Annotated in this window: 18 protein-coding genes; 7 read left to right on the top strand and 11 right to left on the bottom strand. The window is 47.1% G+C overall.

The window, feature by feature from the left end:
• Positions 1 to 67: 67 nt before the first annotated feature.
• Genes hemY through hemE form a run of 3 tightly spaced genes read right to left on the bottom strand, consistent with a single transcriptional unit; the run spans position 68 to position 3,499 of the window.
• Positions 68 to 1,492 (bottom strand): protoporphyrinogen oxidase, encoded by a 1,425-nt coding sequence (hemY, locus tag G3352_RS02410; protein ID WP_076292058.1) that lies wholly within the window; start codon positions 1,490 to 1,492, stop codon positions 68 to 70.
• The gene (gene hemH / locus G3352_RS02405; protein ID WP_163753497.1) at positions 1,492 to 2,442 is read right to left on the bottom strand and encodes a ferrochelatase; all 951 of its coding nucleotides are present in this window, start codon (positions 2,440 to 2,442) and stop codon (positions 1,492 to 1,494) included. Before hemH ends, hemY begins: the two co-directional genes overlap by 1 nt.
• Positions 2,435 to 3,499 (bottom strand): uroporphyrinogen decarboxylase, encoded by a 1,065-nt coding sequence (gene hemE / locus G3352_RS02400; RefSeq protein ID WP_163753495.1) that lies wholly within the window; start codon positions 3,497 to 3,499, stop codon positions 2,435 to 2,437. The genes hemH and hemE overlap by 8 nt, the downstream gene beginning before the upstream one ends.
• A gap of 204 nt (positions 3,500 to 3,703) precedes the next feature.
• Here hemE and G3352_RS02395 point away from each other — a divergent pair, with 204 nt between their 5' ends.
• A complete protein-coding gene (locus G3352_RS02395) occupies positions 3,704 to 4,915 on the top strand; it encodes an MFS transporter (RefSeq protein ID WP_063564892.1) in 1,212 nt (403 codons plus the stop codon).
• A 94-nt stretch (positions 4,916 to 5,009) separates the two neighbouring features.
• On the opposite strand, the gene G3352_RS02390 is transcribed toward G3352_RS02395, so the two are convergent.
• Complete coding sequence (locus tag G3352_RS02390; RefSeq protein WP_163753493.1) at positions 5,010 to 6,239, bottom strand: cytochrome P450; 1,230 nt, start codon at positions 6,237 to 6,239, stop codon at positions 5,010 to 5,012.
• Positions 6,240 to 6,746: 507 nt separating this feature from the next.
• On the opposite strand from G3352_RS02390, the gene G3352_RS02385 reads away from it, so the two are divergent.
• Complete coding sequence (locus G3352_RS02385; RefSeq protein WP_163753491.1) at positions 6,747 to 7,958, top strand: asparaginase; 1,212 nt, start codon at positions 6,747 to 6,749, stop codon at positions 7,956 to 7,958.
• Positions 7,959 to 8,199: 241 nt separating this feature from the next.
• Here the strand turns inward: G3352_RS02385 and G3352_RS02380 are convergent, their stop codons facing one another.
• Positions 8,200 to 8,832 carry a class I SAM-dependent methyltransferase gene (locus tag G3352_RS02380; RefSeq protein ID WP_163753489.1) on the bottom strand — a complete coding sequence of 211 codons (633 nt, stop codon included), beginning with the start codon at positions 8,830 to 8,832 and terminating at the stop codon, positions 8,200 to 8,202.
• A gap of 241 nt (positions 8,833 to 9,073) precedes the next feature.
• On the opposite strand from G3352_RS02380, the gene G3352_RS02375 reads away from it, so the two are divergent.
• The 4 genes from G3352_RS02375 (at position 9,074) to G3352_RS02360 (ending at position 13,842) form a co-directional block, all read left to right on the top strand.
• The gene (locus G3352_RS02375) at positions 9,074 to 10,225 is read left to right on the top strand and encodes a THUMP domain-containing class I SAM-dependent RNA methyltransferase (protein WP_063564896.1); all 1,152 of its coding nucleotides are present in this window, start codon (positions 9,074 to 9,076) and stop codon (positions 10,223 to 10,225) included.
• Between the two features lie 213 nt (positions 10,226 to 10,438).
• A complete protein-coding gene (locus tag G3352_RS02370) occupies positions 10,439 to 12,436 on the top strand; it encodes an LTA synthase family protein (protein ID WP_163753487.1) in 1,998 nt (665 codons plus the stop codon).
• An 89-nt stretch (positions 12,437 to 12,525) separates the two neighbouring features.
• Positions 12,526 to 12,951, top strand: coding sequence for a cytidine deaminase (locus G3352_RS02365; protein ID WP_076292066.1), 426 nt, complete (start codon positions 12,526 to 12,528; stop codon positions 12,949 to 12,951).
• A gap of 156 nt (positions 12,952 to 13,107) precedes the next feature.
• On the top strand, positions 13,108 to 13,842 hold the full coding sequence (locus G3352_RS02360; RefSeq protein WP_163753485.1) for a DsbA family oxidoreductase: 735 nt from the start codon (positions 13,108 to 13,110) through the stop codon (positions 13,840 to 13,842).
• 378 nt (positions 13,843 to 14,220) lie between these two features.
• Here G3352_RS02360 and G3352_RS02355 read toward each other — a convergent pair whose 3' ends face one another.
• Both G3352_RS02355 and G3352_RS02350 read right to left on the bottom strand, forming a co-directional pair.
• Positions 14,221 to 15,051, bottom strand: a complete 831-nt coding sequence (locus G3352_RS02355; RefSeq protein ID WP_024629201.1) for an aldo/keto reductase — start codon at positions 15,049 to 15,051, stop codon at positions 14,221 to 14,223.
• Positions 15,052 to 15,223: 172 nt separating this feature from the next.
• Positions 15,224 to 15,505, bottom strand: a complete 282-nt coding sequence (locus tag G3352_RS02350; RefSeq protein WP_076292069.1) for a hypothetical protein — start codon at positions 15,503 to 15,505, stop codon at positions 15,224 to 15,226.
• Between the two features lie 203 nt (positions 15,506 to 15,708).
• Here G3352_RS02350 and G3352_RS02345 point away from each other — a divergent pair, with 203 nt between their 5' ends.
• Positions 15,709 to 16,107, top strand: coding sequence for a hypothetical protein (locus tag G3352_RS02345; protein ID WP_163753483.1), 399 nt, complete (start codon positions 15,709 to 15,711; stop codon positions 16,105 to 16,107).
• Positions 16,108 to 16,200: 93 nt separating this feature from the next.
• Here the strand turns inward: G3352_RS02345 and G3352_RS02340 are convergent, their stop codons facing one another.
• The 4 genes from G3352_RS02340 to G3352_RS02325 all read right to left on the bottom strand — a co-directional run bounded on the left by G3352_RS02340 (position 16,201) and on the right by G3352_RS02325 (position 18,593).
• Positions 16,201 to 16,422, bottom strand: coding sequence for a YuzB family protein (locus G3352_RS02340; RefSeq protein WP_024629198.1), 222 nt, complete (start codon positions 16,420 to 16,422; stop codon positions 16,201 to 16,203).
• A 21-nt stretch (positions 16,423 to 16,443) separates the two neighbouring features.
• Positions 16,444 to 16,746, bottom strand: a complete 303-nt coding sequence (locus G3352_RS02335) for a heme biosynthesis protein HemY (RefSeq protein WP_053783595.1) — start codon at positions 16,744 to 16,746, stop codon at positions 16,444 to 16,446.
• 144 nt (positions 16,747 to 16,890) lie between these two features.
• Positions 16,891 to 17,148, bottom strand: coding sequence for a hypothetical protein (locus tag G3352_RS02330; RefSeq protein WP_062322197.1), 258 nt, complete (start codon positions 17,146 to 17,148; stop codon positions 16,891 to 16,893).
• Between the two features lie 230 nt (positions 17,149 to 17,378).
• Positions 17,379 to 18,593 carry a M14 family metallopeptidase gene (locus G3352_RS02325; RefSeq protein ID WP_481856267.1) on the bottom strand — a complete coding sequence of 405 codons (1,215 nt, stop codon included), beginning with the start codon at positions 18,591 to 18,593 and terminating at the stop codon, positions 17,379 to 17,381.
• Between the last annotated feature and the right edge of the window lie 208 nt (positions 18,594 to 18,801).

Below are 18,801 nucleotides of genomic sequence, written 5' to 3'. Positions count from 1 at the left end.
ATGGTGCAAAAAAAAGGCCGTCTCCCCTGTAGAAAAACTCTACGATCGAGACAGCCATGTACGTTAATTATTTTGCAGCAATGAGTTGCGTAGCTTGCACTGACATTTCCTTCGCCTGTCTGATACAGTCAGGCAAGCCTACCCCTTCATAACCAGCACCCGCAATGTATACCCCCGGCAATTTGCTGCCAAGTTCCTCCCGGAGTGCTGCAATCTGTTGCAGGTGACCTACTGGATACTGCGGCATGGATTTGCGAAGCCGAGTAATTTCCGAGAAGATCGGAACGGCCTCTACGCCCATTGTTTCGCGCAAGTCCTTGAGTACTAGATCTGTCAGTGCATCATCCGGAAGTTCCACATTCTGTTCGTCTCCGGAACGGCCAACATAACAACGAAGCAGTACTTTGTCATCCGGGCTGGTGTGCAGCCACTTAGTTGATGTCCAAGTACATGCTGTAATATTGCGGCCTTCCTTACGCGGAACGAGGAAACCAGACCCATCAAATACATGTTCAATATCCTTTTTCTCAAAAGCCAGCACCACATTCGCTACCGATACGTAATTGATTGCATCCAGAGCCGCTGTATCCACATGTGGTTGCAGCAGTTCAGATGCAACATACGTAGGCACGGTAATGACTACATCATCTGCTTCAAGACGCTCTCCGTTATCCAGTTGAATGCTATACCTGGCCGAATCTCCAGTCTGAACCTCCAGAGATTTCACGGAAGTGTTCAGCCGTTGATCCACGTCCTGCAACTCATGTACAAGCGCATGAACCAGGCTCTGCAAGCCCTGACGGAAGTTCAGAAAAGCACTTTTCTTCGTTCCCGTATGGGTCTCTGTCGGTTTGCGGCCAGTCATCATTCCTCGGATCAAACTACCATAATCCCGCTCCACTTCACCGAATTGCGGAAAGGTTGCCTGAAGACTCAATCGCCGCATATCACCTGCATAGATGCCTGCGAGCAACGGTTCAGTCAGGTTTTCCAGCACTTCCGCTCCAAGGCGGCGCTCAATCATATAACCAAGCGATTCATCCTCCGTTGTACGACGGGGAGGGATGACAAAATCCATTAATGCGCGCAGCTTGCCTGCCGGAGATACAAGACCACTTCTCAGAAAAGGTCTCAACTCCGTCGGAATACCGAGAATGAGTCCTGCCGGCATAGGATGCAGCTTGCCACGCTGCATGATGTACGTTTTTTTGGATTCCGGATTTTGGCTGACCAGTTCATGGTCAATTTCCAGCTCTTTAGCCAAATCAATCATCGCCGTTTTGCGCGCAAGGAAAGAATCTGGTCCCTTCTCAATGACGAACCCATCCCGGTGTAGCGTTTCAATCATGCCACCCATGGAAGAACTCTTCTCAACCAAGGTAATGACAGGTTCAACCCCTGCTTCCCGGTAATGCTTCCGAATATAAAATGCCGCGCTTAGGCCGGTCAGACCTCCGCCGACAACAACGACACGACGTTTATGGTCTTCCATTACTCATCCGTTCCTTGCTGCCACTGGTTAATAATGACGTCACTTAACGTTTCCATGTAAAGTGGGTCACTATTGAGAGAATCGATACGCATAAGGCGCATGTCGATCTCTTTGGCAATCGCTTTAGCTTCAATATCAAGATCATAGAGCACTTCCAGATGGTCCGATACGAATCCAATCGGTGCTACAAGCACATCTTCCACCTGTTCACGAGCAAGATCCTGAAGCGTGTCCAGAATATCAGGGCCCAGCCACGGCTCCGCCGTCCGCCCCGCACTTTGCCACGTGAACTGCCAGTTCGTAATTCCTAAACGGGAAGCAATGACTTCCGAAGTCTCCAGCAGTTGCTGCGGATATGGATCACCGATATCTACAATTCGTGCAGGCAGACTGTGTGCACTGAACAGCACTCGCACATCCCCGCGTTTGGCTCCCGCTTCCTCGAAAGCATCCAATTTGGCGCTAACACGTGTGGAGAGAGCCTGAATCAATTTCGGATGCAGGTGATAACTCTCAATGAAGGACATCTGGATACCCAGTTCTTCCGCTTTCTCACGAGCACGCTTAATGTAGCTCCCTACACTCATCGTGGAGAAATGTGGTGCCAGCACGATGCCTATTGCAGTCTGAATTCCATCCTTCGCCATCTGTTCCACGCCATCCTCAATGAACGGATACGCATGCTTCAACCCTTGATAACAACGGAATTCAACCTCATTGGAACGGTCATCGTTGTTTAACGTCTCCTGGAGGGCCTTCACCTGATTATCCGTGTTTTCCCGAAGTGGGAATACACCCCCAACGATCGCTTCATAACGGTCGGTCAATTCTTTCAGTTGTTCCGGTTCAGGCGGACGTCCTCTCCGGATATGTGTGTAATACGCTTCAATACTTTCCATATTCTCAGGTGTGCCATACGACATCACCAGTACACCTACTGTATTAGTCATTAGTAACCGTCACCCCAGTCTTCAGTGCTTCAGCTGAATATTCATGAATATACGCCGTGAGTTCTCTTAATTTATCCAAAGATGCTTCAGGAAATAGTCCGTGCCCCAGATTGAAAATATACCCCGGCTCCTTGATACCTTCGTCAATAATCAATTTGGCATGCTGCTTGATCAGATCCATCGGTGCTGTCAGCACATAAGGGTCCAGGTTACCTTGCACAGCAAATTTTCCGCCTAGTCGTTTACGTCCCTCGGAGATTGATATTCTCCAATCCAGCCCAATCACATCAGCTTGCAGATCATGCAGAGTTGGCAGCAATTCACCAGAAGCCACACCCGGGAAATAAATTTTCGGTACATTCAAATCCGATAATTCGGTAAAGATACGAGTAATCGTCGGCAACACATACGTTCTAAAGTCGTTTGGCGAAAGCGCGCCAACCCAGCTGTCGAACAGTTGGAATGCCTTACCGCCGTTCGCAATGTGTGCACGGACATATGTAATCACCATATCGCCCAGTTTTTGCATTAATTTATGCCACACTTCAGGTTCACTGTACATCATCGTTTTGGTCCGTATGTACCCTTTGGAAGGTCGGCCTTCAATCAAATAGCTGGCAATGGTAAACGGTGCACCGGCAAACGTAATCAGAGGTACATCCAGTTCCTTGTCCAGAATTTGAATCGTCTCCAGAATATGAGACAGATCTCCTTCAACATCAATGGGACGCAAACGATCCACATCAGCCGCCGTGCGGATTGGATTGTCTATGACAGGTCCAATATTTTTAACAATATCAAAATCTATACCGAGGGAAGCAACCGGATTCATAATATCGGAATACAAAATAGCCGCATCCACACCAAGTTTACGTACCGGCATGAGTGTAACTTCAGCTGCTAGCTCAGGTTGACGGCAAATTTCGAGCAAAGAATACTTTTCCTTAATCTTGCGATATTCGGGATCATAACGCCCAGCCTGACGCATGTACCACACGGGAACACGGTCCACCTGCTGTTTGAAGCTGGCCTGAATCAGACGATCATTATAGCTCATGTAAGAAGCCTCCAATAGTTTTTGGACTCATAAATAACATTATGCCCTTTTTAAAGAGCGGTAACAACCACGTGTCGATCTGTTCCGATGACAATACTATGACATTCCTTACATCCCCTCATCCATATGCAAATTATGTTATAATGAAAGAATCGTGTTTTTTTGAAACGTTGCAGAAACGATCGGAAAGGAAGTGAAAGCACTTTGAAAACGTGGAAAGTAAACCTCATTGTGCTTTGGTTTGGACAATTTCTGGTCAACTCGGGAATGACCATGATTACCCCGTTTTTGTCCCTTTATCTCGCCAGGGATCTTGGCGTGGTTGGTGAGCATGAAATTGGCATATGGGCGGGATTTATATTTGCTGCCAACTTCCTCACCTCATTTTTGTTCCAGCCCTTGTGGGGCAAATTGTCTGACAAGTACGGACGGAAAATTATGTTGCTGCGTTCCGGATTCGGGATGGCGATTGTTATTGCCTTGATGGGTTTTGCACAGAACCCATGGCAGCTCCTTTTATTACGACTGCTCAACGGTACGATCTCGGGCTTCAACCCGGCAGCAGTTGCATTGATCTCGGGTACAACGCCGAAAGATCGCATGGGTTTTGCCATGGGCATCAGCCAATCCGGCCAAGTGGCCGGTACGATTCTGGGTCCGCTGATCGGCGGTTTGCTTGCTGATGCAGTGGGCTTCCGCCCTATCTTCTATATTACTGGCGGACTGATCTTTGCGGCTTCAATGCTCGCCATGTTCCTGGTCAGAGAGAAGTTTGACCGCAAGGAAGCGGCCAAACTGCCGGAACAATCCGTATTGTCCGGTCTGAAGGAACTGAACAAGTCTCCCCAGTTACCTGCGCTATTTGCTGTAACATTCCTATTGCAATTTGCCATGATCAGCCCGATGTCACTCTTGCCGCTATATGTACAGAAGTTACACGGTTCGGATGTCAACGTCGCCTTCTGGGCAGGGCTTGTCGGCGCAGTCACGGGACTATCCAACATGGCCATGTCCCCGATTCTCGGGAAGCTCAGTGACAGGGTAGGTTCACATAAGGTACTTACATTCTCTCTTATAGGAACAGGGCTCATGCTTATACCTCAGGCTTTCGTGCAGACGGTATGGCAGCTCATCATCGTCCGTTTCATGATGGGTGTGTTCATGGGTGGCCTGCTTCCAAGTGTCAACGCGCTCATTCGCTCCTATACGCCAGATAGCATGATTAGCCGGGCGTTCAGCTTTAATACGAGCACACTCGCATTGGGTAACATGCTTGGAGCCGTTATTGGCGGCTTTATGGCAGGGTTCATCGGCATCGAAGGACTGTTCATCGTCTCTGGTGGGCTGCTGCTGCTCAACATGGTATGGGTAAGACTCAAGCTGTACAAAAAGCCCCCTCTGATCAGAGAATCGTGACGCTTGGATTCAAAAGTTATTTATTCTTAAGAAAAAGCCGCTTTCAGCGCCTATTAGGCATGAAAGCGGCTTTTGGCATTCATTTGTTCCAACCTCAACATGGATTCATTGTGTCAGATGGCTTGTAAATTGAACTTGTGAATTGAATCGGATATTCTTTAACTCCAAATACAAAAGCACTTTGAATCGGCTGCAAAACCGTTTCCGGCACAAGCTGAATGTCTTCCATTTGGCGAAGCATCGTCTGAAGTACAACCCTCGCCTCAAGTCGTGCAAGCGGCGCACCGAGACAGAAGTGAATACCAAATCCAAAACCCATATGTCTGTTCGGCTTGCGGTCAGGCACGAATTTCTCTGCCTGATCGAATTGAGCGCTGTCCCGGTTGGCCGATCCTACCCAGGATATCACCTGTTCCCCCGCCTGAATCGTTTGCCCGTTCAATTCTACGTTTTCTTTGGCAATACGCCCAATAGCCACAATTGGCGGATAATATCGCAACGTTTCTTCTACCGCAGTCGGGATAAGTTCAGGGTGTTCTCGCAGCTGCTGCTGAAGCTCAGGCTGCTCTGACAGAATACGAACGGCATTGGTAATTAGATTGGTTGTCGTTTCATTACCGGCAGCAAGTAACAAGATGCAAAATCCGACCACTTCCTCTGCCGTTAGCTTCTCCCCTTCAATCTCCGCAGCAAGCAGTAAAGAGATCAGATCCTCCTCTGGTCTCTGACGTCTTTCTTCCATAATGGTCGTGAAGTAGCTCGCCAGTTCCTGCTGGTTCCGTTTCTTTTCTTCCATCAATTCCTGGAAAGCTTCATCACTGTCATCCCGCGCACCCTTCACAAGTGCATCAGACCAGTCTTTAAACTTTTGGCGATCTGAAGCAGGGACGCCAATCAATTCGGCAATCACGATAACCGGAAGTGGAGTAGCAAGATCATCGATAAGACGCATACGGCCTTCTGAAAAGTGCGTAGTCAATAATTCATCAGCGATTTCCTGAATACGCGGAGATAATGCTTCGATCGCTCTAGGTGTGAACGCCTGATTAACCAGATCCCGCAGTTGTTTGTGCTTCGGCGGATCTGTAGTAAGCATGCTGGCGTTGGCACGATCACGTTCAGAAGAGAACAGTTTAGGGTTTTTCAACACATATTGCACATCTTCATATCGGAAAACATCCCAGCATTCTCGATGGTTGTCATAGCGGACTGGAGTATTTTCACGAAGTTCAGCGTACACCTGGAAGGGAAGTAATTGCTGCTCCACCGCCTCCAGCTCCCGGATCGGAATGTAATTGGCATACTTTCTGGGTGCTCGGTTCATCGTTTCTCCTCCAATCATTAATATATATTTATTTACATATTGAAATCACCATATATTATAGACTCAACATTGCGGGCATACAAATATTTGGCAATAATTGTGCCTCTTTTCCTAGATCGTATTACAAAAATCGCCAAGACTTGCTAACTTACACCCCTACTATTCGTTTTGGATAAGATCACTTCTGCTATGGACGATCCTGCAACACTTTCCCCAAAATTTCCTTCTAAATCTATCAGGCCAAAAGACTCATATGTAATAAAATATTACACGAAAATTTATTTATCATGATTTCATATTCCTTTTCTCTTTTTTAATCTTCTCATATTTATCCATAAAACCTTATAAATACGCTATATACTCTATATTTCTATCAATGTAACCGATTACTCTACCTTTATCTTCAATTGTCATATTACATAACATGAAATACAATAAATTTGAATTCATATACATATCATCCTCAACAAACATCACACGAAACTAACCTGAAGGAGAGTGCTATTCATGAAAAAAACTTCAAATCTTCGTCCTTGGGCTGTATGGAGCACAGCCGCTTTGACAGCTCTGACCATTTCCCTGTCCCCCATCGGGACCTATGCGGCTCAGGCGGCTACGGTTGAAGTGAGCGGTACAACCAGTGCGGTTCAGACCGCATCATCCACGCCGGCTCGCAATACGACCATCCCTGCTCTATCAGATTCGTTCAAACAATCCGCACTGCCTAATGTTCTGGTCATTGGAACGGGTGGTACGATTGCAGGTCAATCCGAGGATGCAACCAGCTTCCAGAACTATAAAGCTGGTACACTCCCGATTGGAGAAATGGTCGACGCCTTACCGGACAAACAGAAGATTGCAGATGTTAGCACACTCCAATTCGGAAATTCAGGTTCAGGTTCTTATACCATGTCTGATCTCTATGACTTGTCTCAGACGGTAGATAAGGCTCTGGCTCAGTATGACAGCGTTGTAGTTACCACCGGTACAGATACCATGGAGGAAATAGCCTACTTCCTTGACATGACCGTACAAAGTGACAAACCCGTCGTCATTACAGGGTCCATGCGCCCTTGGACAGTTATCGGCTCAGATGCACAAGCGAATCTGTACAACGCCATCAAACTCGCAGGCAGCGGGCGCACCACTTCATTTGGGACCGTGCTGATGTTGAACGACACGATTCAATTGGCACGTGGCGTGACCAAAACGAATGATTATCGAACAGACACGTTCGAAACCCCGATGCTTGGTGCAGTAGGTTATATTGATGAAGAAAACATCCGAATTTACCGTGCTCCTGCACGTGCCTTGAAGCCTGAAGGTACATTGAAACCGGCTTTCGACCTGAGCAAAATCACGAAGGCAGATCTCGCCAAGGTGGAAATTGCGATTTCCTATCAGGAAGCTGGCGGCGAAGCCATTGAAGGATTTGTGAAGGGGGGCGCCAAGGGAATCGTAACGTCCGGCACAGGAGCAGGCGGTATCTCCAAAGCGATGGGGCAAGCACGTACCAAAGCGGTGGAGGATGGCGTAATCTTCGTAACGACCACTCGGACAGGTTCAGGCAGTGTATATGGCGGAGGGAAAGGCGTTATCGCCGGTGACAACCTCAGTCCTCAGCAAGCACGCATTTTGTTGATGCTTGGGCTGTCCTTCAGCGATGATTTTGACACGATTAAAAAATGGTTCGAGACTAACGGAACGCCGGAAGTTTAATAAGGCTCTCATCACTTTCTTTAAAGAAAACAAGAGACGATTCACTCCCTGTCTCAGGGTTGTGATCGTCTCTTGTTTTTTTGTGTAATTGCCCCTCATCTCCTGCATTTAAGATTTAGGTGCAACACGGATTTCATTTCATTTATATACTCACTTATTTATTTCATTGGATGATCGCAGAAACAGAAATAACCGCTTGAATGTCGATCCATCCGAAGTTTTCTCCTGTAAGCTGATACGCTTACTTCACCCAGGCCAGAGCCAAACCATCATAATCCGGCAGCATCGTCGTTATGAGCCGCGGGTCACTGGCCATCTGCTCGTTGAAGCGCCGAACCGCGAGGACAGCCGGACCCTGCTTGTCCGGATTCAGCGTACGACCGCGCAGGAAACAGTTATCTCCCACAATGACCGCCCCAGGCCGCGCAAGCTTAATGGCGTAATCGAGGTATACGGGATAATTCTCTTTGTCTGCATCAATGAAGAAAAAATCGAAGGTACGTCCTTCCTGTGCCAGCTGCTCCAGACTGTCAGCTGCGGGGCCAATTCGATATTCGACTTTATCCCCAAAGCCTCCTTCCTCCAGATGACCACGAGCCATCGCTGCGTATTCCTCTTTCAGTTCCAGCGAAGTCAGGGTTCCCCCGTCACTTAAACCGCGAGCAAGACAGATACCGCTGTATCCGCCCAGCACGCCGATTTCGAGTACAGCCTCCGCTTTCGATGTCTTCGCGAGAAAAGTGAGCAAACGGCCATAGGCCGCTGCCACCGAAACTTCCGGCATGCCGTTTGATCGGATGGCTTCTTTTACCTTTAACAAGAGATCATCCTCTTGAAATAATTGATTTACATATTCGTCAGGGGTCAGATTCACCGCTAAAATCCTCCTTGGACACTTGGACTGCTTTCCATATGGATGCCAATGTTCTATAATAAATGTTTGTTGTCAAACACAGGCGGTTGAACTGCTGCATCGGCTCGAAAGATGAATGCATTAGCTCACCGCATTTCTCATTGTAAGTTTTTTCACGGAAAGCGGCAAGGTCGCACCGTCACTATACAGCTGAGAGAAGGATATTCCTTCTCCAGCTTGAAATGGAGTTGAAATGAATCACATGGCTCAATTGCAATTGATTGCGACCTCGGCGATGGGACTCGAGGCTGTTGTTGCCCGGGAACTGAAGCAGCTGGGGTATGAGGATGTTACGATCGACAATGGCCGGGTTTTCTTCACTGGAGATTATATTGATATTTGCCGGTGTAATCTGTGGCTGAGAAGTTCCGATCGGGTGTTGGTCAAAATGGGTGAATTCCCGGCGACAACATTTGATGAATTATTTGAAGGTACCAAAGCATTACCTTGGGAGGAATGGATTCCAGCCGATGGCGAATTTCCGGTTGAAGGTCGCTCCCAAAAATCTCAGTTGAGCAGTGTGCCTGCATCACAAGGGATCGTGAAGAAAGCAATCGTAGAGAAACTGAAGCTGACTTATGACACGGAGTGGTTCCCAGAGGATGGGTCTCGTTATGTGATTGAGGTCATTCTGCTGAACGATCGCGCCCTGCTTACTTTAGATACGACGGGACCTGGTCTGCATAAACGGGGTTATCGTAAACTCGTAACCGAAGCACCACTTAAAGAAACGCTTGCTGCGGCACTTATTCAGCTCAGCCGCTGGAATGTATCCCGTCCATTCTATGATCCATGCTGTGGATCAGGCACAATGCTGATTGAAGCCGCCATGATCGGCTGGAACATTGCACCAGGACTTCGTCGGACCTTCAACTCCGAGAACTGGGCTGTCATTCCTGAAGAATTGTGGGAACAGGCTCGCGAAGAAGCATTTGACGCGGTTCGCGACGATATTCCATTGCAAATTTCGGGCAGCGACATCGATCCGGAAGCCATTGAAGTTGCACAGGCAGCAATCAAGAGTGCCGGCTTCGCCAAAGACATTGAAGTCAGCGTACTACCTGCTCATCGTGCAAGACCACAGGGCGAATATGGTGTCATTATTACCAACCCTCCATATGGTGAACGTTTGAGTGAAGAGAAAGAAGTGCAGAAGCTGCTGCGTTCTTTAGGGCGCAGTTACCTCGATTTGCCGACATGGTCCTTTTTTGCCATCACGTCGACCAAATCTTTCGAGGAAGACTTTGGCCACAAGGCAGACAAGCGTCGTAAGTTGTTCAATGGACGCATTGAAACCCAATATTATCAGTATTTGGGCCCACTGCCTCCACGCAATAAAACACCACAACAATAATAATATTGGAATGATCAAGCGCTCCTGCCTTCTACGGCTGGGGCGTTTTTTTGTATGTATTCCGGGAGAAAAATGATTGATCTTAATGACATTGCTTCCGCATAAAGTTTTTCTCCCCTGGGCATAGTTGAAAAGCCATGACACCACGCTATAATGGATAAAGTCCTATTTTACATTCCGTTAACAAATCCATTCATCAGGGGGGAGACATATATGTTTGTCACTAAGCCAACACGCAGCCTTACGCCGCGTGGGCTTCTGAATCATCCACTTACGTTATATCTTATTTTTCTTGTACTCATGCTGCTCAAATTAATGTGGCTCCACCACAATCTGCACGCTTACAACATTACGATGGGGCTTCTGGACAAAGTGATTGCCATCGGTTCGCTGCTGCTTCTGTCCTTCTGGACCTGGTGGCTGCCTCGCCGGGGCATGATTATATCACTCGTTATACTCAATCTGCTGCTCACTGCTCTAATCTATGCCGATATGGTTTATTATCGCTACTTTCAGGATTTTTTAACGATTCCTGTGCTGATGCAAGCCAGACAGGTCGACGCTTTGGGAGACAGCATCGCTACGCTTATCTATGCCAGTGATCTGTGGTTCTTCGTCGATTGGCTGGTGGTTATCCCCTATGCGGCGATCCTGCTGTTCAGCAAACGTAACCGTCGTGGACGTTCCAGCGCATATTCGAACGGGTTGAACTCTTACTCATCAAACTCCCGCAAAACAACCATGCGTCGTCGACTCACCGCAGGCAGCATTGCCCTGGTGTTGGGTCTGGGGCTCGCGGTTGGTCCGATTTATTTTTATAGTAAAACCTGGGCAAAAGGGTTGTTCGATAACAACTGGTGGAACGTGTCCATGTACAACGTTACCGGACTTCTTGCTTTTCATGGCTATGATCTGTACAACTATGCCAAAGACCAGCTGGGCTCCGGACCGGAGGTCGATCCTGCCGATCTTGAACAGGCGGAAGCTTATTTCGCCAGCAGACAACAGGCTGACCCACCGAAGGATGCGATGTTTGGCAAGTACAAAGACAGCAATGTGATCATTGTCCAAGGTGAAGCCTTCATGAATTTCATGATTGGTCAGAGCATTGGCGGACAGGAAATTACGCCTCATTTTAACGAGCTGATGAAGGAAAGCCAGTACTACAGTCATTTTTATCATCAGACAGGTCAGGGGCGGACATCGGATGCTGACTTTGGGGCCAATATTTCATTACATCCACTGTCGGTTGGATCCGCGTTTGTCCGTTACGCAGACCACAGTTATGATTCCCTGCCTTCTATCTTGAAAGATCATGGTTATAGTACGAATGTATTTCATGCCTATGAGAGTGGATTTTGGAATCGCTATACAATGTATCAGAATATGAAGTATGACAAATTTTACAGTAAAAATGATTTTGAACAGGATGACCCGCTTGGCTGGTCACTGTCGGATGAGTCCTTTTTCCGCCAATCGGTTGAAAAAATGAGCAGTGAGGTTACAGAGCCATTCTATTCTTTCCTGATTACTCTCAGCAGTCATCATCCATACGCGTTACCCCAAGATAAACAGCAGCTGGATGTGGGCGAATTCAAAGGAACGATGTTTGGCAACTATCTGCAATCTGTTCATTACGTGGATTCTGCGCTCGGCAACATGGTGGAAGACCTGAAAAATCGGGGATTATGGGACAAAACGATCTTCATGTTTTATGGGGATCACGATAATTCTATCAAGGAACAGCCACAATACGAGAAATTTCTCGGGCGTTCACTAACTGATCTGGATATGGAGCAGATTATGAACGAAGTGCCTTTGCTGGTGCATCTGCCTGACGGAGCCGCAGCGGGAACGATTGACGAGCCTGCCGGACAACTGGATGTTACACCTTCAGTACTGCATCTGCTGGGTATTTCAGATCAATCCTACTACCACATGGGCAACGATGTGTACGACGGTTCCTCCCGCATGGTGGTATTGCGCAGTGGTGCATTTACAGATGGCTCCCTGTTCTATATTCCTTCGGATGATTACATCTATGACAGCGGCTCCTGTTACGATCTGTCTACAGGAAACAAAACGGATATTAATGCTTGCCGAGCTAGTCATGATGAAGCAACAAAGCGACTGCATGTGTCAGATACGGTTAATACGTTTGACTTGATCTCGCGTTTTCGTGAGGAGCAAGCGTCTGATTCCGAATCCTAACAGATATGAAACGGTACGCTGAGGGAACGGTATAAATCAATTATTAAAGCTAACCCGACACTACAATGAAATGGAGCTAGTGCATTACCATGACGTCACATCCAGATCAATTCAATATCGAGCAAAAACTGTTCGATGAAGCTGCAAACTTTGTAAAACATCGCTACCCCCAAGGGTGGGGTGGCGCAGCTGCCGTTTATACTGTAGCTGGCTCGCTGTTAATCAGCGTAGCTCCAGAAGTGATTAATGACGCCACGCACTTATGTATGGAAACAGGAGCCTATCTGGAAGCCCACAAATTAAATGAGCGGGTCACCCACTCGATCTGTGTAGCACGGGACGATGAGCATTCGGAATTCAAGGTCCTCACCCCTTGTGGTGTGTGCCAGGAACGACTGTTTTTCTGGGGAGAAGACGTGAAGGCTGCCGTGTACGATCCAGATGGAGCTTTAATTTACAAGAGGTTGGACGAAATTCAGCCTTACCATTGGACCAAAGCATACCGGGATAAGTAAGAAGTTAAACTATAAGTGTTGAGGCTGCAATCCGTTGCATGCTTCAGCACTTCTTTTTTCGAGTCTGGTAATAACCACAACCTTGCGAATGATGGAAAGTCGCTATATAATTGTAACTGTATTGGTTTCATTTATAGATGATGGAGGTTTTAATGAATGAATATTGAAATATGGTCCGACTTTATGTGTCCTTTCTGTTATATTGGCAAACGTCGTTTGGAGAATGTACTGGCACAATTCCCACACCGCGATGAAGTGCAATTACAGTTCAAAAGTTTTGAGCTCGATCCAAATGCTGAATTGAACAGTGGCAAAACCAACGCAGAATATCTGGCTGCCAAATACAATATGAGTGTAGAGCAGGCACGTGGCATGAATGCACAGATGAACGCCAATGCTCGTACGGCTGGACTGGAATACAACATTGATGAGATGATCCCTACCAACTCCTTCTCTGCTCACCGTCTGACGCATTGGGCAGAAACACAAGGAAAAATGCTTGAGCTGAGCGAACGACTATTTCAAGCAATCTTCATTGAAGGTAAACATGTCGGCAATACCGATGTACTGATCGAGTTGGCTGAAGAAGTAGGTCTGGATCGCAATGCAGCAGCAGAAGCGTTGTCCAGTAATCAATTCGCAGACCAAGTGCGCGCTAACCAGGCCGAAGGCGAACAGTTAGGCATCCGAGGTGTACCGTTCTTCGTATTTGATCGCAAGTTCGCTGTATCTGGCGCTCAACCGGATGAGGTGTTCCTTGACGCTATCCAGAAAGCATGGGATGAGCGCTCCCCTTTCACCATGGTAGAGTCCAGCACTACTGACGCAGATGGCAGTGGAGTATGTACAGAAGACGGCTGCGAAATTCCGCAACCGGATCAATCCAAATAACACAAAGGCAGCAGGATCAAGGGTTATCCCCTGAACCTGCTGCCTTTTTACTTTTCCCTTTTAAATCCATCCACTTAAGATGAACTCATAATTTACACTATAACGGAGAGGGCAGAACAAATCTGGAGAAGCGGCGCTAAAAGCTTTCTGAAAGAAAGCTGCAACGGAAGCATATACTTCGCATTTATCACTGGATTTTACCCTTTGAAGATAGGGAATTCCAAAAATCTGGTGATAACGGCGATCGAAAGATTGTTCTGCACACGTAGTGGCCTAGTGTAAAGGATTATGCTTTCATTTTATATCACGAAGAACGATCCGTAACCGGAACAACTACAAGCAGATCATTAAACACTTATTTGAAATTGAGCTACACACTCAATCCCAAAACAGCTGATCCGGGTGTGGTCCTGTCCGTTTATCCGAATCCAGCGCATCAATTAGTTTCAGCTCGTCTGGAGTCAACTCAAAATCAAAGATATCCGCATTCTCGCGAATCCGCTCCGGGGTAACCGACTTCGGAATCGTCACAATCTGGTTCTGGATATCCCATCGCAGAATAACCTGTGCCGGTGTTTTCCCGTATTTCTGGGCCAGACTTTTCAAAGCCGATTCCTTGTTCAGTTTACCTCTCATAATCGGGCTCCATGCCTCCAGTTGAATGCCCTGCTCCCCGCAGAAATCCTGCAACTCCTGTTGAATCAGACCTGGATGCAGTTCCACCTGATTCACCGCGGGTACTGTTCCACCTTCATCTATGATATCGCGCAAATGGTGTACTTCGAAATTACTTACACCAATGGCACGTACGCTTCCTTCGCTATATAGACGTTCGAAAGCTCTCCACGTCTCCTTATACTGGTCTCTGCCAGGCCAGTGAATTAAGTATAGATCAATGACATTTAACCCAAGCGCCTTCTGACTGGCCTCAAATGCTCTCAAGGTTGAATCAAAGCCTTGATCCTCATTCCACAGCTTGGTTGTCACAAACAGCTCATTACGGGCAATACCACTGCTCGCAATAGCTTGTCCAACTTCTTCTTCATTTCCATAAACGGACGCCGTATCAATGCTCCGATAACCGACTTCCAATGCAGTCTCCACCGCCTGCTGTACTTCCTTGCCCTTTGCTCGATAGGTCCCAAATCCCAGCCATGGCATCGTCACGCCGTTGTTCAGAATCGTACAATCTGTAATATGTTTTGTCATTCTGTACCTCCTGTGTGAAATTTGCCTGCTCTGGTCTATTAACCTTCTCACCAAATTTTAAGCGGCACTTTGCATACAGTTTGGCTGAGATCCATTTTGCGGGTCTTTCAAAAGAAACATAAATAACCCGCAAAGCACTGCTGCTCTGCGGGTTCTGGTGTGACAGGAACGCCTATAGATCCCCTTGCCCATTCTGACTCTGGATCGAGTTCAATCTTCTCTTCTCCTCAATGAACATCTCTTCTGCCAGCTCAACACCCTGACCTCCAAGCGAACGTTCAGCTTGAAGCATAGCCTGCTCGGTATGCGCCAAACGGCGTTCTGCCTGTTCAATGGTCTGTTCTGTTGGATGTGACATTGCCTGTGAAACGGCAAAATGAAGTTTGTTCACTGCATTCTGCGCCTGGGATACAGTCGTATCGGCTTGCAAACTGGAATCATAACGCTTCGGCATGAGTATTCCTCCTTGGGATCATGTTCCTGTTACCCCTTTAGGATGGTTGACATCGGCCTTCCTTATTCTTTTTTGTTGAAACAATAACGAATTGCTTTAATGTTCCCTATGTAAGATTAAAGATGAATATCAATGAAGTGTATAACCTTTTCCGGTCTGACTGCGTTTATTTGATAAGTACCTTTTCACAAGGAGGTGTGTGTTTGAAGAACTTTGGGATAATATTCTTTCTGCTATCTTTATTGCTGCTCATCAGCGGCTGTACACCTTCGAAGTATGAAATAACGGGATATACAGGCTCTTCCATTAATGGCGAGATTCCGGTTCCCGTGAATGCAAAGCAGCTAAGCATAACGACACATTCAGACAATCCAAACATTAAAACAGGCATTACATATGAATTGAAACATATCGGAGGAGAACAGGGGTTATATGTACCATCCGATTATTTTGAGAAGTTATCTGAAGCAGGTTGGGTTGAGCTAGAAGAAGAGCGAATGGGGCATGTTCATTTTTTGAAAAAAAGCGATACGGTCATCGCCATTGAGATTCGGGAGGATACCTTTGATATTTTTGAAATGATGCAGGGCTTTACGTTCTAATTTCGTACAATTCCTCATCAACAACTAAAAAAAGAGAGGCCGCGGCCTCTCTTTCCTTTTGTGGACAAGTTTGCCCACTGCAAATGCACACAATTACTTCACGAATTTCGCTACTTTTGCAAGCACTTCTTCTTCTGACGGAGCACTGATGTACCGACCGTTGATGAAGACAAAAGCACGCTTCGCGCAAGGACCGCAATACGATTTGCAACCAATTTTGATCTCCGTATCCGGAGCCATTTTCTCCAACTTGGCCACAATCGATTTTAGTCTGATATGATTACATTTTTCGCATACGCGGATATCGTTAGCCATGAGTTCCCCTTCTTCGCTCCCTTAGTGGTCGCCGTGGTTGCCTTTGGATGGGTTCGTAATAACGAAGCCTTCTTCAGGGAAGTAAAGGTAATCAATTTTAACGCCATCCAGCAAAGGCTGATCATTCTCAAGAATAACGTCAATCTCTTTATCGGTAGATACAACCGTATCATTTTCTTTTGGCGTATCGATATCGAGTCCGTAGTGGGCATGATCTCCATGTGCATGTGTGATCACAACGCGCAGCAATTTACCTTCGTTCTCAGGCTTGTCCAGTTCAAGTTTCAATACTTTCGCGGCATTACGTGTAATTTTGCAGTTCATTTCATTCATCTCCTATATCGTAATTGCTGGTTCCAACAATTTTTCAGTATTTCTAAACTCCAGCATCTATTGTAAAGAAAATTACTGCGCTTCGCAATAACATTGATGCAAAATCGATGTTAAAACCACCCATTTTGTGTCGGATTAAGACGACGCACCCGCTGTAAGTACCGGATATTTGCGCTCCGCACGACTTACAAACCAGTTCATCAGCAACAACGTAACCCCGATATCATCTATAGGCATAAACGGCATCACGTCAGGAAGCACCCAGTAGAGCAGCGCTGGGATAATAAACAGCAGCTTCTCACCCAAAGGGATCTGCGGAGCCCGCAACAGACGCGGCAGCCGTTTGAATACTTGTGTCCATCGTTTAAATGACAGCAGTCTTCTCCACTTCATATGAACCCCTCCGTATGAGTAATGCACTGAAATAAAACAGCACATGTTATAGTCACACCCATCATTACCCGTTCCAGAGCGATCCGGAACGAATGATGCAATATGCAGATTAAAAAACGAACGCCGATAACAGCGCCCGTTCCTGTTATACGAGTGGACAACCCGTAAGTTTCATGTTCCCCCATCCAGATTATGTGAAGTCAGGTTTCGAGGATTCCCGATCTACCCTGTTAGTGCTCTCGATCTGATAATAATTCAGCCAAAAGCATGCCAACCTCTACGCAGATGTCATCGAACTGATCCAAGGGCAGCGGGTTGACCCCGAGTCCCACTTCTACCGTGAATCCAGGCTTCCGAAACTTCTGAATGAACCAGTCTTTGTACCCTGCATCACTTCCACCCAACTTAACCGCCTTGTACCCTGAAGCCCTTGCCAGTCTGCGTGACAGCGGTGCACTCTCCTTTGGTTCCAAATCTCGGTAGTTCCAATAAATCTCCTGTCCCTGGCTGTGCAACGAAACGACAGCATCAAAAGGATGTTGCTCGGTCCACTGTGCAAGTGCCCATGCCTCCGGTTCCGATAAAGGAGCGGTTCCTGCATAATCTCTTGGCCCTGGGGACGTTATCCCTCTTCTAGCCGCCTCTTCCTCCCAATAAGCCGGGAATTGATCGTTAAGGTCTACTCCCCTGATATTGGATTTCCAATGCGTAAAACGGGAGCGTCCGGCATTCCATTCCAGCAGTTCTTCTGCATGGGGATGATCATTGACCACGCCCTCTTGCACCAATTCAACTCCATCCGGATTGACCATAGGTACAGCCCACAGCGTGGTTTCCTGCATCCAGCGTTCCGTCTGGAATTGATGCCACGGCGTAGATGTACTGTAGGCCTGCGCATATTCTTCAATGAATCGCATCAGAACGGCCGTTGTCAGCCATTCATTCGCATGAACAGATGCGTTGACATGAATATGTCTGGGTCCTTGACCCAAACGAAGATAAGGCAAAGCCTTACCCATGACACTGCTGCCAATCGAGCCAATCTCGATAAATGGATACTTCTTTTCCAGCAAACCGATATCACGGCTCATTTCACGATAACCATACTCTCCCTGCAGCTTGACGATAGTTTTTCCATTTGAATCCGGAATATGAATACATCGCCCGCACCAGTCCGGAATGTTCGCTATTTCTGGATTGGCCTCGCGCAATTCTTCTTCATTCAGTCCAAAACGTAATGCAATCACAGCCACTTTCTCCCCAGGCTGTACTGCATACCTGCGCCCCGTCCCCGGCGTAATGCGCAACATCTGTCCTGTCAGCAAATAGGGCTGGGACGCTGCTTCCGGGTTGAGAGCAGCCAGTAACTCCTTCGTCATATGGTTCGCTGCCGCAATACGCGACAAGGTATCTCCCTGATGAACAATAATCCATTGCAGCTCCATGTCGATCTCCTTCCCCTTAGGAAATTGAGTAATCTCCCGACCTTTTCTCGCTTGTGTCCTTACTGTATGTAATATGTATGCCAATCTGGTTGTCCGTCATGTGACATGAATCGCGTAAATCTCTTTAACATAAGAAAAATGTGATAACATTCCGAAGCTCTTACACATTCTCATATGATCAAAAAAATCCCAGAACACTAAGTGTTCC

This window comes from Paenibacillus sp. ALJ109b (assembly GCF_010747435.1).
GTDB classification, from domain to species: domain Bacteria; phylum Bacillota; class Bacilli; order Paenibacillales; family Paenibacillaceae; genus Paenibacillus; species Paenibacillus taichungensis.
The sequence above is the reverse complement of the archived record's forward strand: the minus strand, read 5'-3'. Positions and strand labels throughout refer to the sequence as shown.

Excerpts from the sequence above, each read along its gene's own strand:
- hemY (WP_076292058.1), bottom strand. The coding sequence starts at position 1,492 with ATGGAAGACCATAAACGTCGTGTCGTTGTTGTCGGCGGAGGTCTGACC.
- hemH (WP_163753497.1), bottom strand. The coding sequence starts at position 2,442 with ATGACTAATACAGTAGGTGTACTGGTGATGTCGTATGGCACACCTGAG.
- hemE (WP_163753495.1), bottom strand. The coding sequence starts at position 3,499 with ATGAGCTATAATGATCGTCTGATTCAGGCCAGCTTCAAACAGCAGGTG.
- G3352_RS02390 (WP_163753493.1), bottom strand. The coding sequence starts at position 6,239 with ATGAACCGAGCACCCAGAAAGTATGCCAATTACATTCCGATCCGGGAG.
- G3352_RS02385 (WP_163753491.1), top strand. The coding sequence starts at position 6,747 with ATGAAAAAAACTTCAAATCTTCGTCCTTGGGCTGTATGGAGCACAGCC.
- G3352_RS02375 (WP_063564896.1), top strand. The coding sequence starts at position 9,074 with ATGGCTCAATTGCAATTGATTGCGACCTCGGCGATGGGACTCGAGGCT.
- G3352_RS02370 (WP_163753487.1), top strand. The coding sequence starts at position 10,439 with ATGTTTGTCACTAAGCCAACACGCAGCCTTACGCCGCGTGGGCTTCTG.
- G3352_RS02365 (WP_076292066.1), top strand. The coding sequence starts at position 12,526 with ATGACGTCACATCCAGATCAATTCAATATCGAGCAAAAACTGTTCGAT.
- G3352_RS02360 (WP_163753485.1), top strand. The coding sequence starts at position 13,108 with ATGAATATTGAAATATGGTCCGACTTTATGTGTCCTTTCTGTTATATT.
- G3352_RS02355 (WP_024629201.1), bottom strand. The coding sequence starts at position 15,051 with ATGACAAAACATATTACAGATTGTACGATTCTGAACAACGGCGTGACG.
- G3352_RS02350 (WP_076292069.1), bottom strand. The coding sequence starts at position 15,505 with ATGCCGAAGCGTTATGATTCCAGTTTGCAAGCCGATACGACTGTATCC.
- G3352_RS02340 (WP_024629198.1), bottom strand. The coding sequence starts at position 16,422 with ATGGCTAACGATATCCGCGTATGCGAAAAATGTAATCATATCAGACTA.
- G3352_RS02335 (WP_053783595.1), bottom strand. The coding sequence starts at position 16,746 with ATGAACTGCAAAATTACACGTAATGCCGCGAAAGTATTGAAACTTGAA.
- G3352_RS02330 (WP_062322197.1), bottom strand. The coding sequence starts at position 17,148 with ATGAAGTGGAGAAGACTGCTGTCATTTAAACGATGGACACAAGTATTC.
- G3352_RS02325 (WP_481856267.1), bottom strand. The coding sequence starts at position 18,593 with ATGGAGCTGCAATGGATTATTGTTCATCAGGGAGATACCTTGTCGCGT.